This is a genomic window from Fibrobacter sp. (genome assembly GCA_012523595.1).
GTDB lineage: Bacteria > Fibrobacterota > Chitinivibrionia > Chitinivibrionales > Chitinispirillaceae > JAAYIG01.
On sequence record JAAYIG010000059.1, the window covers coordinates 1 to 14,601 of the forward strand.

At 43.9% G+C, this 14,601-nt stretch carries 12 protein-coding genes; 5 read left to right on the forward strand and 7 right to left on the reverse strand.

What is annotated here, in order from left to right; translation table 11 throughout:
- The 5 genes from GX089_03570 to GX089_03590 all read left to right on the forward strand — a co-directional run.
- Window positions 1-167 (forward strand): hypothetical protein (locus tag GX089_03570; GenBank protein NLP01549.1); only part of this gene is annotated, 167 nt, incomplete at its 5' end.
- Window positions 168-719: 552 nt separating this feature from the next.
- On the forward strand, window positions 720-1,268 hold the full coding sequence (locus GX089_03575) for a hypothetical protein (protein ID NLP01550.1): 549 nt from the start codon (window positions 720-722) through the stop codon (window positions 1,266-1,268).
- Between the two features lie 134 nt (window positions 1,269-1,402).
- A complete protein-coding gene (locus GX089_03580; GenBank protein ID NLP01551.1) occupies window positions 1,403-3,379 on the forward strand; it encodes a hypothetical protein in 1,977 nt (658 codons plus the stop codon).
- Between the two features lie 35 nt (window positions 3,380-3,414).
- Window positions 3,415-4,377 (forward strand): hypothetical protein, encoded by a 963-nt coding sequence (locus tag GX089_03585; GenBank protein ID NLP01552.1) that lies wholly within the window; start codon window positions 3,415-3,417, stop codon window positions 4,375-4,377.
- Between the two features lie 5 nt (window positions 4,378-4,382).
- A complete protein-coding gene (locus GX089_03590; protein ID NLP01553.1) occupies window positions 4,383-4,979 on the forward strand; it encodes a lamin tail domain-containing protein in 597 nt (198 codons plus the stop codon).
- On the opposite strand, the gene GX089_03595 is transcribed toward GX089_03590, so the two are convergent.
- The 7 genes from GX089_03595 to GX089_03625 form a co-directional block, all read right to left on the reverse strand.
- Complete coding sequence (locus GX089_03595; protein NLP01554.1) at window positions 4,954-6,510, reverse strand: hypothetical protein; 1,557 nt, start codon at window positions 6,508-6,510, stop codon at window positions 4,954-4,956. The genes GX089_03590 and GX089_03595 overlap by 26 nt on opposite strands.
- A 22-nt stretch (window positions 6,511-6,532) precedes the next feature.
- Window positions 6,533-8,062 (reverse strand): SUMF1/EgtB/PvdO family nonheme iron enzyme, encoded by a 1,530-nt coding sequence (locus GX089_03600; GenBank protein NLP01555.1) that lies wholly within the window; start codon window positions 8,060-8,062, stop codon window positions 6,533-6,535.
- A gap of 18 nt (window positions 8,063-8,080) precedes the next feature.
- Complete coding sequence (locus GX089_03605) at window positions 8,081-9,709, reverse strand: T9SS type A sorting domain-containing protein (protein NLP01556.1); 1,629 nt, start codon at window positions 9,707-9,709, stop codon at window positions 8,081-8,083.
- On the reverse strand, window positions 9,706-10,863 hold the full coding sequence (locus tag GX089_03610) for a hypothetical protein (GenBank protein NLP01557.1): 1,158 nt from the start codon (window positions 10,861-10,863) through the stop codon (window positions 9,706-9,708). Before GX089_03610 ends, GX089_03605 begins: the two co-directional genes overlap by 4 nt.
- Window positions 10,856-11,683, reverse strand: a complete 828-nt coding sequence (locus tag GX089_03615; protein ID NLP01558.1) for a TIGR02147 family protein — start codon at window positions 11,681-11,683, stop codon at window positions 10,856-10,858. The genes GX089_03610 and GX089_03615 overlap by 8 nt, the downstream gene beginning before the upstream one ends.
- A 264-nt stretch (window positions 11,684-11,947) precedes the next feature.
- Window positions 11,948-13,606 (reverse strand): DUF2341 domain-containing protein, encoded by a 1,659-nt coding sequence (locus GX089_03620; GenBank protein ID NLP01559.1) that lies wholly within the window; start codon window positions 13,604-13,606, stop codon window positions 11,948-11,950.
- Window positions 13,603-14,457, reverse strand: a complete 855-nt coding sequence (locus tag GX089_03625) for a TIGR02147 family protein (protein NLP01560.1) — start codon at window positions 14,455-14,457, stop codon at window positions 13,603-13,605. Before GX089_03625 ends, GX089_03620 begins: the two co-directional genes overlap by 4 nt.
- Between the last annotated feature and the right edge of the window lie 144 nt (window positions 14,458-14,601).

Genomic DNA, 14,601 nt, shown 5'->3' on the forward strand with positions numbered 1-14,601 from the left:
CCACTGCCAGAGAGCTCTTTGCACTGGTTGGAGTCAACCATTTTGGGTTTTCCTGCATTAATCTGGGCACTTATCTGGGGGTAAGTGGATCAGCGGTTTCGAAGATGATCTCCCGGAGTTGCAGGATAAATGAACTGGAATTTCTAAAAGAGATGGTTTGCACGTAGGCTACGCTGTTCTGCTACATCAATAAAGGACAGTATTGGTTAATGCCCGTTCACCTCTATTGTTAAATCCTTCCTTTTTTGACCTCTAATTGAATGACAACAGGGAATTGTGTGTGTTCATGCCTGAAGATTTGGGAATTATTTGTGGAATTGAGAAAAAATGGAAGTTGACGTCTCGGATTTGAAGTTTGGCGAGGCTAAATCTCTAATTCACCTGCGAGGTGAAACAATGATCAAAGGTAATGTCCTTAGTTCATCTCTGGGGTGAAGTGAAACATGCTCCAGAGTTCCATATTCACCTCTGAGGTAAAACAAAGACTCCAACTAAGTCCCTAACTCATCTCAAGGGAAAACTCGGAAAAAAATCCCTAAATCATCTCTGAGGTAAATACAATTTTCCCATCTTATTAAATCACATCTCAGATCATTTATTTATTTTTCCTTCAGGATATTTCTCTTAATCATAATGGCACTCACATGAAAATTACTCTTCTGCTTTATTCCTGTTTCTTTTGCCTTATGGCAATGTTTCTTGTGTTTTTCAGGAGGGCAGTGAAAAAGAAAAAGCCCCTGAAAGCGGTTAAGCATCTGCTTGCGCTCTCTTTCGTAGTATTACTCCTCTTTGCTTTTTCTGCCATCAAAATCGGAATGCATGGGTACAGATCTCTTCTCAGAGAGGATCTTGCACTTACAGTATCTCTTCTGTCTCAAGGCAAGCAGAGATTTCAGGCTGCTGTGAGTTTTCCTGATGGTGGAATAGCGGTTTACGATATAGACGGTGATGAGCTGTATATCGATGCTCAGGTTATAAAATGGAAACCGCTGGCAAATTTTGCAGGCCTGCATACCTGGTACCGGCTGGACAGGATAGGAGGCAGGTATGCTGATATAAAAGATGAAAAGGAAAAAAGCCGTACGCTGTATAGTTTATCTTCGAGAAATAAATACCTTGATCTCTTCTACTGGGCCAGGCACTATTCAATTCTGGCGCCCTTTGTAGATGCAAGTTACGGTTCTGCATCATTCATACCTGTAAAAGACAGACACACTGTGGATATAATGGTCTCCACAACCGGGTTACTGATAAGGGAGTCCAGATAATATCCAGGTTTCCTTCACTGTGATTTATTCCGGTGAGCGCTATTTTTCAATATACAAATCAGTGTAATAAAACATCGAATATATTATGATATACTATTCAGTGGACAAGTGTCAGTCCTGTATCAGGGTTAACTATGCGTACATTTATTCAGAAGATATTATTGACTGTCAGTGTTTCGCTGTTATTTACATGTGATAGTCCGCCGTCCTCCGGTGTGAATAAGCCGGACCCGCAATATCCGTGTGCCTGGAAAGGCGGGGACACGCTGGATTTCCTGGATTCGATTACCTGTCCCGATGAATTTGCAGCTTTACAGGGCTCTCCGATAGTACAGACTGTCAGCGGGGTTAAAACTGTCAAGGTGGTATATGAAATCTCCTCAAAGCGTCTTTACTATGTATCCTCAGGCAGATACTGGCTGCACTTTGATTTCTGCAGTGAAGTACTCAATTATGGTAAATCGCACGCCCTTTTCAATGATGAACAGTATGGGGCAGGTCCTGAGAGACTGTATTATCTTGCCAATGTGGATTATTATTCAGGTTCCGGGATTTACACGGTTGAATTTTTCGCGGATGACCGGATATCCGTGCAGGGAATAAAGACTCTCTTTGAGGCAGTAAAGAACTCTTCCTATTTTGGTGAGGAATTAAAATTCTTTCCAAATTCCACTAAAATGAAGGCACATCTGCCATCTCTGTCCGGTGTACCCACTGTGAGTGAGGATGAGCTGTACGGAGGCCAGAAGTACCAGGCTCTCAATACTGGTGAAGCTTATGGATGGCTCAGGAGAGTTGAAGTTTCGGATGCAGGCTCAAGGAATTCAGGCCGTCATGACATTCTCATAGTAAATGGCCTTCCCCTTGACATTCCAGTTATTGCAGGAATAATAACCACGGTATTTCAGACCCCTTTGAGCCATATCAATGTGCTGAGCCATAACCGGGGTACTCCAAATATGGCGCTGAAAAGTGCCTGGGATGATGAGAAACTCAAGTCGCTTGAAAATAAACTGGTTTACCTTAATGTAAAGCCAGATACTTTTCTGATCAGGGAGGCTTCAAGGGAGGATGCAGAAGCTTTCTGGAGTGCCCGTGAACCATCCAAACCTGTCACTCTTGAGTGTAATGATTACACTCCCGGTATTTTCGATATCTCTCAACTGTCACACTCGTCAGTTTCTCTGGTTGGAGCTAAGGCTGCAAATTTCGCGGAACTGTCGAAAATCACCATGGGTGGCGATACAATACCAGTGCCTGAGGGGGCATTTGCGATTCCCTTCTATTATTACAGGCGGCATCTGAAAAAGGCCGGCCTTGATAAGTATGTTGAGTGGATGCTGAGTGATTCGCTTTTCCGTTCCAATTATAACCGCAGATACACGCTTCTAAAAACCCTTCGAGATAGCATCATAAGTACACCTCTGGATCAATCATTGACTTCGATAGTAGAGGAAAAGATCGGTTTAGTAACCGGATTTTCTTCATTTCGCTTCAGATCATCTACCAACGCCGAGGATATAAAAGGGTTTAATGGTGCAGGGCTTTACGAGTCGCATACTGCCGTTAAAGGTGATCCTGATAAGACCGTCTCATCAGCCATAAGGAAAGTATTTGCAAGTCTGTGGACAATGCGAGGTTTTGAGGAACGGGATTACTTTAAAATTGATCAGTTGAGTGTTGCCATGGGGATTCTGGTTCACCGTTCTTTCCCTCATGAGGAAGTAAACGGGGTTGCTATTACTGGCAATATCTATTTCCCTCTTGTTCCAGCATATACTATAAATGCCCAGTTGAAGGATATCAGTGTAGTAAATCCGCCACCCGGATTTACAGCGGATCAACTGTTGTTTCACATCTATTCTTCTGATGCCTTTACTAACCCGGCAATTGAGTATATAATCTACTCAAATGCTAATGGTGGTATTCCGGTTATGACCAATGATGAAATCGTTTTGTTGGCAAAATGGCTGAATGCTATTAATCAGCATTTCTACATTTATTGTTTCAGAAACAGCGGAATACCTTACAACCTTTTCAGTATGGATGTTGAATTCAAGCTGGATGGGCCGGGAAGAAAACTATACATTAAACAAGCGAGGCCGTATTGAGTATCAGTATTAAAAAAGCAGCTTTAACCTCTTTAATGTTTCTTTGCAGCAGCTCATTTTCAGGTGTAAAACTGCCGGAAGTCAAGGTGGTTGTGCAGCCAAGATTTGACCTCTCAGTTAGATCTCCGGCGCTTGACAGCAGTGTTCAGGAATGGAGCATTCGCAGAGCTCAGGTCGAACTCGCATATAGTGATGAAAGTAAACTTGGATTCGGTGTTTCCGCTGATGTTTCCAAAGATAAAATACTCCAGAACGCATTTATCAGGTACAAGCCTTTTGACTTCCTCAGTATCAGGGCTGGACGGGCCAGGCCATCGTTTGGATATGACATGCAGAAGGCGCCAGAGAAGCTTTGGCTGGTTGACAACAGTAGAACTTCAACATTTATCAAGTCAGCGGTTGGAACTGACAGGAATGTAGGACTGGAGATAAGCGGTTCATTGCCTGCAAAGACTTTCTACAAACTTGGATGCTACGATTCACCAAACTATAAAAATGGGCCATTTGAATTCGTGGAGCTTTTTGCGGCTGAAGCAGGATGGAAACAGTTTGATTTTTTCCAATTGACTGCTGCATTCAGGACTGAATCCTTCCGTCAGCACCCCCTTCTTCAGTACAGAACATCATTTTTCGATGTAGCACTGGTCTCAGAGCTCTTCCAGAAGAGGTGGTATACGGAAGTTGAGTTTTTCTACGGGGACGCCTCTCTGAAGGATTACCTGGTGGACTGGGATGATGAAGACGAGTTTGTAACTGCATCGTTGAGAGTACTTTCGACTTACCGCTTCGATTTCAAGGGAAATGCTCTCTGGCCAGTGATCGCCGTGGAACATTTTGACAATGGGTTTACAGGAACGCAGGATTACACAGGAGGAATCCGCTGGGGAAGAGGGGAGGCTTTCTTTATCGATCTGAATGGTAAATTCACAGTGAGAGAAGATTCTGTGTCCGGGAGGAAAATAACGGTACAGGGCACCTATATATTCAAAAGAAAGTAGTATACATGTTTCATCCAGGGTTTTTAAAAAAAACAGAGCTGCGGGCAAGTATTCTTGCCCTCTTTCTGATGGCGGTTTTCTGTATAGAAAATCCTTATGAGTATAGAAAACCGAAAAATGTGACTGTGGTTATAAATGAGTTTCTTACAAGTAATTCTCTTGGTATTATCCTGGATGATGCCGGTGAGCCCGAGGATTTTATCGAGCTTTATAACTATGGAAGTAAAGGGATTAATCTCGATGGTTTGTACCTGTCCGACGATTCAACGGACCTTTTCAGATACAAACTTCCTGACACCACAATTCCCGTTGGAGGGTATCTTGTGATCTGGGCTGACAATGACCCTGATCAGGGAAAACTGCATGCCCCATTCAAACTCTCCGGAAGTGAAGGTGAGGAGATTATCCTGAGTCTTCTAAACGGGGTAGTGGTCGATAGAATCCAGTTTTTTCCCCATTCCGGTAACCCTGAAGCCCGTCTGCCGGATATCTCCTATGGAAGGGTTAGTGACGGGGCAGAGGAGTGGGGCAGACAGGCTGAACCCACGCCAGGGTATAAAAACAAGAGTTACAAGGTTACCGCAATATCAATGCCGGAATAGACCGGTTTTCCTGATCTGTCTTTACCGTCAGTGTGAAAAGTCCCGGGGGAAGAGAATTCCTGCTGATAAAAATGTTGTGTTTCCCGCTCAGGCATTTTCCAACATAAAGCGACTTTATCTGCTTTCCCTGCATGGAATAAAGATTTATCCACACCGGGCTGGCATTACTTAAATAATAACTGATGGTAATACCTTTTTCTGTTGACCGGATGCTGCTTATTTTGTTGCGGAGCTCAGGTTTAATCGGGCGGGAGGCATTTTGCGAATATTGCTTCAGTTGATTACGGATAACAGCGGTTCTGGCTTCAGTAAAGGATTTCAATCCCGGAATCCGGGTAACAAGCGGGCCGTTTCTGAACTGAAGATCGTTTTCGATATTAGCTTCAAAAGCAGAATCACTGTAAAACTTATTGGGATCGGCTTTGACGTGAGCCTCGATAAGCGGTTTAATCCGTGCTGCTGCTGCGGAGACTGAGTCGTATGAGGCAGGACCATTGATCATTTCCTCTACATACTGTAAATAAACACTTTTAAGGTAATCGTTTTCCACAATTTTTTTATTCAGCGGCCTATCTTCAAGATTGGAAATATTGACAATATCGCAGGATATTACATCCCAGTTATTGGTATGTCCACCGAAAGAGAGATTAAGATCCCAGGGAATGATAGAAAATTTACCCGAGAGTCGGTCATGATAGAAGTAGAAGTTTCTGCCGGAACCTGTATAGCTGTCGAAATGAGAGAGGACCATTGTGAATGCCAGGTGGCGGGCGCAGTTATGGAGATCGAGGCAGGTGCCTGCTGTGGCTGCGAATTCGGCAGAGGGAGTGTTGTTAATTATATGGATCAGATTGATAAATGCGGACCAGTCGTTTTTCTTTTCGTTTGTCTCAAGAGTGTACTCAGCTTCATAACCTGATTGATCAAGGCCTCTGTAAACAAGTGCTCCTCCGTTGTCGGCAGCTTTGTAAAGATTCCCGTCATCATCTTCAAAGTACCGTCCAAGGAAAATTTTATCAACCTGCTCAATCTGTACGTAGAGGCCGATCAGTATTTCCTCAAGGTAAATATTGGCATAGGCAGTGCGGGGGGCAGGCATGTATGTCCGCGCAATATCATAACTGATTTTCTCTCTCATGAAACTGGGATCCATGGCGACATTTGAGAAATTCAGCCGCTCCATACCGAAAAAACGCCTCTTTTTACTGTATTTATCAAAACGAACCTTCAGCGGCTTTTTTGGAGAGTTCGCGGCAAGCTGGTAAGATGAATTCCCTTTGTAACGGATTCCTATGCTGTCAAGACGGATGGTATCTCCCTTCTGATTATAAAAAACCATCTTTCCCGGCATGTAAGGCTCATCAGGCAGGCTTTTATAATACTCCAGGGAATCCGCCCAGTCCGGAGTGTAAAAACTGAATTTATAGGTATAGACTTGATCTTCACTGAATACCATCGATGAAGAATCTACCTGTGCTACCGCATTGAATCCAAGCATGATAACAAAGAGAAGCGTTTTCTCAGTATTCATATATACTCCGCGATTTGGATAGTCAGTCAGCCCTGCGGACTGTGCGGAAACCATTTAACAGGTGCATATATGCAGTGTTTTCAAAAGACCGGTTTGCCGATCTGAGATAGATCAGATCATTTCCCCAGTGTCCGCCTCTGAGCATCGGGAACTGTCCTGATGCCCATGGGGTAAAAGGATCTGTAATGCTTCCGTAAGAGTAGTCGGCATACATATCTGTGCAATGCTCAGTGACATTTCCAACCATGTCGTAGAGTCCGTAGGCATTTGGTGTTCCGCTTCCGACTAAATGTGTTCCAAAATCAGGATGCTCTGTGCCCATATCAAGGGAGTTTCCCCGCCACACGGCATAACTGTTTACTTCGCTGCGATCTGCGCTCTCCTGATAGTCGTTGAGATTTTTTTCCCAGAAAAAGTCAGTGAAAGTTCCACCCTTGCAGGCATACTCCCACTCTGCCTCGGTAGGAAGCCTGTAGCCGTTAGCATTCATGTCAATTACAATGTTTGAGATCTGTGGATTCGACCCTGGTACACCTGACATTGAAGAGTATGAGTATACTGTATCGAGATTATCCCGTTTACTCCTGGCGTTACAGTACAAGATCGCATCGTTCCACACTACATTGTACACCGGGTAATTCTCTCCTGATCCGAACGGCCGATTGGTAGGGACAGTGTACTCCGGATATGTGCTTGACATAAGCTGGTCGTAATCACCCTGCGTCACTTCAACTGTATCCATCCAGAAATCGGATGTGAAGCTTACGGTGTGTACCGGCTGCTCTATAGAGGAGTAATCTTTGCCTCCTATATCCGGATCAGGCTGCCCCATTTCGAAATCGTAACCAGCGGCTTTGATTTTCACCATCCCGCCGGAATACTCCAGAGGTGGAGATGGTATCCAGAGATTTGAGGGCGAGAGTGTGATCTGGAGGTTATCAGTTGTGTAGTTTTCGATTCCGACAAGGGCGTGACGGTGCATGCGGCTGACGACTATAACAGTGTCGATAAACCCGTCAGTTTTCTTTCCGAGTTTTTGTGCTTTTGAGGCAGGCTTTTGTGCTGATCTGGAATTACGGGAAACAATTCCAGGGCCAACTCTCCATATCAGAGTACCTCCAGGTATCACAGCCTTCACAACGTAGAGGCCATTGGCGGCATTGTTCAGTGTTATCTTTCTGTTCAGCCCTTTTCTATCGATAAAACGCTCGGCATGAATTCTTGTCCCTGATAGGTCAAAAATTTCAAGACTGATCTCCTTTTCCGTTCCATCGGATTCAAGAATAAAACCGGTTTCCTTTCCCGCCGGACGAAGGTTCAGTATGGCATTTTTCTTGATTCTCTGAGTATTAACATCTGCTGATTCGATCAGAGAGAACACGCCATTACCATTAGTAAATACTGCAGGAGAGTTGCGGTTTTTAAGCTTTATAAAGGCGCCTGCAACAGGATTGCCATCCTGATCTGTAACAGTACCCCTCACCCACTCATCCGAGGCGCTGGACAGACAAAAAATTGAAATTATACAAGTTAAAAATACCGCTCTTTTCATAAAAGAATCACTCCGGGTTTATTTATGAATACTTATCTGTCTGGAGAAAGTTCCTGATTTGGAAACTGTAGAAACAATGTATGTTCCTGCAGAAAAACCATCCGTGCTTATTGTAAAGTTGTTGTCATGCACTGGAGATGACCAGAGCTTTTTTCCATGCATGGAATAAATGGCTGCATTTGCACCTGCAGCATGGGAGATACTGATCTTTCCGGAACTGCAAAGGATCTGTACCGGTTTAAGTTTTAAAGCAGCCACCTGTTTTTTTGAGGCTATTCCAAGCAATTTCTGAATGCCGGGGTGATTCATCTCATACTTCATTGCCTTTGCAGAAAGATTGTTGTCAAAACCAAATCCCGGACCTGTGGAACTTCCGCCAAGCTGCCAGAGCACTGTTCCATTCTGATCAACTTCGCGCATTCTTCCACTGGAGGCTTCAAAAATAAACGTATTACCATTGGGAAGCCTCTGGCAACTGCTCATCATCTGGGAATAAAAACCATTGGCCTGATAAATCCAGGTGGGTTGTTCCGGGCCGAAGATGCCATTGGTCATCTCATAGGTACCATCTTGTTTGAGAGGAGGTGTGATTTCAATTATCTGTGAATTATTGGAGTTCTCATTGTTGTGGAAAAATATTATGTTTCCGGCACCAGGGTAACCATTGGGAACCCAGCTTGGACTATGGAGGACTTTCAGTTGAATGCCACCTGACCTCTTGTAGTTAGAAGTGTTCCCCCAGCGGTAGAGAATATCGCCACCCTTTCCGTACCTGCCTCCTGTATGCCCTGCTGCCTCTTCAGTGGTTGTACTATGATCAATTATGTAAACCTCGCTGAATACACGTGAGGAGAAAACGATCTGATCGAGATCCGGGTTGTAGGCAATTCCGTTAAGATGCATCCAGTCATTGAACGATTGATAACTTGGGCTTTCCAGATCGGTACTGAAAAGATGTGGGTTGTCATAAGCCTGGCCGGCACTTACCAGGTGATCCCAGATCTTCCACATCCACACTATCTCCTGGCCCTTTGGCTTGCGAGGATCTATTTCAATTAACTGTTCAAAAAGCAGGCTTTCGTCTCTTCCTCCGCCAAACATAGGAGGAGGAGGGTTGCGGGTTATACCTGCCTGCTGCAACTCTGCTTTTGTCTTCTTTTCAAATGCTGATGCGAGGATGTTTCCGTTAGGCATAAGCCATATACCATGATGTAAAACGTACTGGTCACTTTTGTACTCGAATTCCCATACCACATTGCCATTACGATCTATCTCCTGGATCAGTCCATTGGGGACTGCGGAGGCAGAGAGCCCTTGTTTTGTTGATTCTGTCGGGCGAAGAAGATTGCCATTATCAAGGAGAAAAGATCCATATGCATTGGCTCTCTGGTGTTTCCATGTAAATGCCGTATCTCCGGTAGTACTGATCAGGTAAGAGCGATTGGCATAATATGGAGAAAGCAAAACGTAACCTGGCAAAGCTTCTGCTGCCATACAGAGGAAAAAAGAACCCAGAGAGAGAATCAGACCAATCTGTCTGGGGATTAAACCCCTGATTTCTAAGACATTGACTGCTGCTTTCTGTTTCATGTTGATGGTTCCTTTGCTTGTGATTGTGATGTAATGGAATCTGCTGTTTCTTTTCATTTTTCCTGAACAATAATGTTGGAGCACTTCTGACTGTTTTTCCAGTCTGGATCGTAAAAAGCCGCCCAGGAAGATTGAGATTGGGATAAAGAACACAGGTTGTTATTTGACAGGTCTAATAGTTCAAAAGGCCTCAAATTGGTAATGCTTACAGGAAGTATCCGGAGGTTATTATATGAAATGTCCAGATGTCTTAAATAAATAAGAAATCCCATATTTTCTGGAATGACGGTTAAAGAATTCCTGTCGAGTTTGAGAACCTGAAGTATCCATAGCTGATTGAGGAAGAACGGTGGAGTTTCAAGTTGATTCTCTCCAAGATCAAGTATCTCAAGGAAACCAAGTCTGCCGATCAGTTGGGAACCTGCTTTACTTCCAAAACCTCTCAGGTGCAACTCGGTAATTCTGCCGCTTCTGACAACAGAGACGGAATCCACAGGCAGTTCCTGCCTTCCACAGCTATCCAATATCTGACGTACTGTAAGAGAGTCACAGGAGTAATCATTACAGGGGGGATGGAGTTTGGGGTTAAGCCAGAACCATCCGATATATTTATGCTCCGATGAGAATGCTTCGAATGTAACCTCAAGCTGGTCGTATTCTTCAGGACCGCTTATCTTCAGACAATGGGTACCCTCAGGAATAGACATTGTGAAAAAACCAGTGCTGTCCGGTGTTATCGTTTTTTCAATTCCATAAATCTGCAATACCGGTGCTGATCTGCTCGAACCCAGGACTGCATGTCCACTGATCAATGCATTGGGTTTAAGGGTGCAGATACCAAGAGACACTTTTTTATCCCGGGGGAATACTTCACAATTCGTAATTACACCATCGGAATCACTGGTGCTGATCTCTATAGAGTAAGCCCCGGCAGGCACGGAATCGAAAATGAAAACACCGAGTGAATCGGTGAGCTGATTACGCGAGGAATTATTCGGATCAGCAGAGGATTCGGGGAGGTAGTCAGATGGGCGAAGGCGAACTTCAGCACCTATTGCCGGATCTCCATATATGTCAACTGCGCGGCCTTCTACCTTTGCGCTGACCTCCGTATCTGAAGATCCTCCTGACAATGGCAGCATCTGACTGTCGCAGCCGAATATCAGAAGCACCAGACATACTATTCCGATTAGAATACGCATATCAGTCATTTACACTATGGCTCACCGGAAAAAGATTCATAGTAAGTTGATACACCCGGTCCTCTGATGTGTCTATACGTGCGATTTCAGCCAGTTCCCTTCTGAACTCTCGCGCCTTTAATTTGAACAGCTCAAATGTTTCTCTGGAAATTGAAAATGTGGTTGAAGAAGACATCCTCTCATAAATAGAGATCCTGTTGTATGCTTTCAGTGCTACCTCCAGCATCTCCATCTGGAATTTCTCGAACATGAAAGAATCAGGCAGTGATGGCCTGGCTTCAAGATTTTTGTCAACCTGGATGTATCTGCCGGATTTGTCCTTTTTTATAAAGTGCAGTTTCTCAAGGAGACGCACCGATTCTTTTGCCTGCTTTGCTGTGATCGATGGAATAAGAAAAGCACCCAGTTTTCCGTAATCATCCTGAAAATCGTAAATTGAAACAACCTCTCTGATCACGCTGTGATACCAGTTTTTGTAATATTCGAAGCGGTCACGGTCAACAACTTTGATGTTTGACGGCTTCCTTACTTCGATAATTCTGTTATAGTAATGTGTTTTTTCAGCGATTGTTTTTGCCTGGTTGAAAAAAACCAGGTTTTCGAAATAATCGCTTTCCCGGCGGGAATGACCAAGAGCGTTGGAAAGTTTGGTTAGACTGTTTTTTGTCAAATTCCTTTTTCCCTCTATAACATGGTATAAAAATGAGGGAGCGCTGCCGGCGGCTTTGGAAAGAGAACGATAGGAAAATGATTTGCTTACAGCCTTCTTTTCCTGATAGTAGGCTTCCAGATACTTCCTGAAATCCTGATACTCAAAGATGTTTGGCATAAATATAAGCCGGAAAAGTTGATATTTAGTTTTAGAATATTATCTCTAATCAAAAAATCCATTAATCATGAAAATCAAAGTCTTGTTCTCAGAGAAATTTATCTACACTATAAAATAATGGCAATAGGTGTTATACTACCGGTATTTCAGCCTTTTTCTTAAAGTGATGTTCTCTTTTGAGAACAAATAATAATTTGCATTGGAGATAATTTGAGAACACAGAGTTCAGAAAGAGAAAAGAGCTGATGGGGCTCATTGTGCATTCTATCTCACTCTGATACTGACCAGTTTATCATCTTTACGCTGATTCATGTAACAGAGTTTGACCCAGGCCGAGCTGCGGGATTTGTTCTCAATCCTGAACTCATCAAGAGTTCCCAGAAAGTAGTGTGACTCGCCAAAAGGAATGTTTGACGAATCGTACTGGCTTCGCCCAATCTCCTCGTTTCCATCACCGCGTAACGGAACACTGCCGGATGTGGAGTTTTCAAGAACTCCGTTAAGATACAGTGAATCACTGTTATCACCCCAGCTCCATGACACATAATACCAGGTGCCGGCGTCGAAAGTAGAAGTTGTACTGGCAACATAATAACCTGTATCTGGATTTTCCAGCTTTGTAATAATGCTGCCGATGGAACCGGAATCAACTGATGAGTCAATATAGAAATCAATTCCTCTCAGACTCAGGTTGAAATTTAAACTGTCTGATGATTTTTTCCCCCATATTCCCTGAGTTATGGACTGGGAATTAAATGTCAAGGCAGGACGAAACCAGCAGGAGATGGTTCCTGACGGGCGGTCGGGCAGTACTCCAATATTGATGTAAGATAAACCGTTAAATGCCCTGGCACGGCCTATTATTCCATTAATTGTATCTGTTGATCCGGAATTCTGTCCGTTAAATCTGTGTGCAGTTGCATCATTTACATCGCCGCTGAAATGATAATTACCTGTAAACCCGGAAGATGTGTCGAAAACATATGTACTGTTTGAAATGGGTTTTGCATTAGGGTTGCCCCAGGCCATGATAAAAGACTGCTTGCCATTATTACCATATACGGTGTCCGCCTTTACCCAGATACATGCCTTACCACTGGTACTGTCCCATTGCTCGATATCGAAGGCCATGGGGGTACCGTCAGATTTGAAAAATCTGATATCGTTTCCTGATTTATGAGCCTCACTGAAATCGAAATTGCTGTTGTTTAGACGCACGAGCACCGGAAAATTGTAAATATCTTCTGCAACATCGGCACCGGTCGGAGTAGTATTGAGTGTCAATTCTGCCCTGTGTTCCCATCCTGCAAATGGAATCGACACTGTCTGCCCGGAGAGCACCTCAACGCTGTCGATTTCTGCGGGAATCCAGGAGTTATCGAGGGAGATGATTCTGAGATGGAAAATACCGGCTGGGAGATCATCCACATTAAAACTTCCATCCGAGGCAACAGGTATAAGCCTGTTCAGCCCGTAAATGAGAAGAAAACGTTCCTGAGATGTTTCTGAAACAGCGCCGGCGTTGCCTTCAATCGAGGCGTAAGGCTGCAGGGTATCTTTAAGGAAAAGTGTGGAATCGTCATAACCGGAAATTAACACCTTGAGAAGCACGGCAGAGGAATTCCTGTCGTTAATCTCAATGTAATAATCACCATCATCAATTGAATCGAAGGAAAAATATCCGGAATCATCAGTGAATGTCTGTTTTCCATTTAATTCCAGACTTCCGGAGTCGGAACCGGGGAGAAAATCCGAGGGGAGCAGCACAACTGATGCTCCTGAGGCGGGTTTGCCTTGATCTGTGTAAATGACCGCAGCTATTTTGGCATTTCCGGTATCGGTTGTTCCGCCTGCATAGGGAGAGATGGAACATCTGCAGATAAATGAAACCAGCAAGATGGAAAAAAGTAACAGATGTTTCATTTCTGCCCCCTTTTCCCTTCAGGTTCGGCATGCAGTTCGTTACTGAGTGGAAAAAGAGAAATATTCATCTGGTAAATTCTGTTAGAGGACTTGTCCTGGTTGACAATTACTTTTACCCGGTCTTTGAATGCCTCTATTTCCGCCGCCAGCACATCGTAGGTCTCGGGCGATATTCCCATTGTGATTCCGGAGATGTGCCGTATCTTTTTGTCAAAAATGTCAAGTGCCGCCTTTGAAAGATCGAGCATCGCTCGGGTAAAGGATCGTACCGCGACCGATTTTACCGAGCTGTCAACGGTTATTGCCGAAGAGGTTTGTTGGTATCCTCCGGATTCCCCCTTTTCTACAAGTTTCAGTCTCAGTAAAAGTTCGACAGCCGCCTTTGCTTCCGTGGGATCGATTTTTGGCTCGAGCATGCCCGCAATGAGTTCGTAATTATCCTGAAAATCGAAAAGGCAGATAAGCTCTCTTATTACCGGCGTGTACCATTTCGCGAAGTAGTCAAACTGATCGGTGTTAAGCACCGATTCCTTTACTAACCCGGCCATCGACCGCAGCACTGCATAGTGCTCCTGTTTTTCACTCGATGTTTTTGCCTGATTGAAAAGCACAAGGTTGCGGAAATAGAGCTTCTCTTTGGGGGAAAGGTCCAGTACATTGCAGAAACGTTCCGCCATCTGGCGTGTCAGATTCCTCTTCCCGTCAATAACATGCTTGAGAAATGATGGAGAATTGACACCGATCTTCATCGCAAAATAACGGTAGGAAAAATAGTGCGATGTTTCCTTTTTGTTCAGATAAAAATCAGCCAGAAATTTTCGATAATCGATATATTCAAAAATCGGTTTCATACTATTAATATAGGGGGAAAACTGTAAAACCCGAATTTTTCAGGAAAAATTCCGTACACTGATTGTGTACACCTGAAATCCTGAATACTGCCCGCAAAGTACACAGCACGTGTACGGAAAGTTAATTATACCATCTCGTTTTCC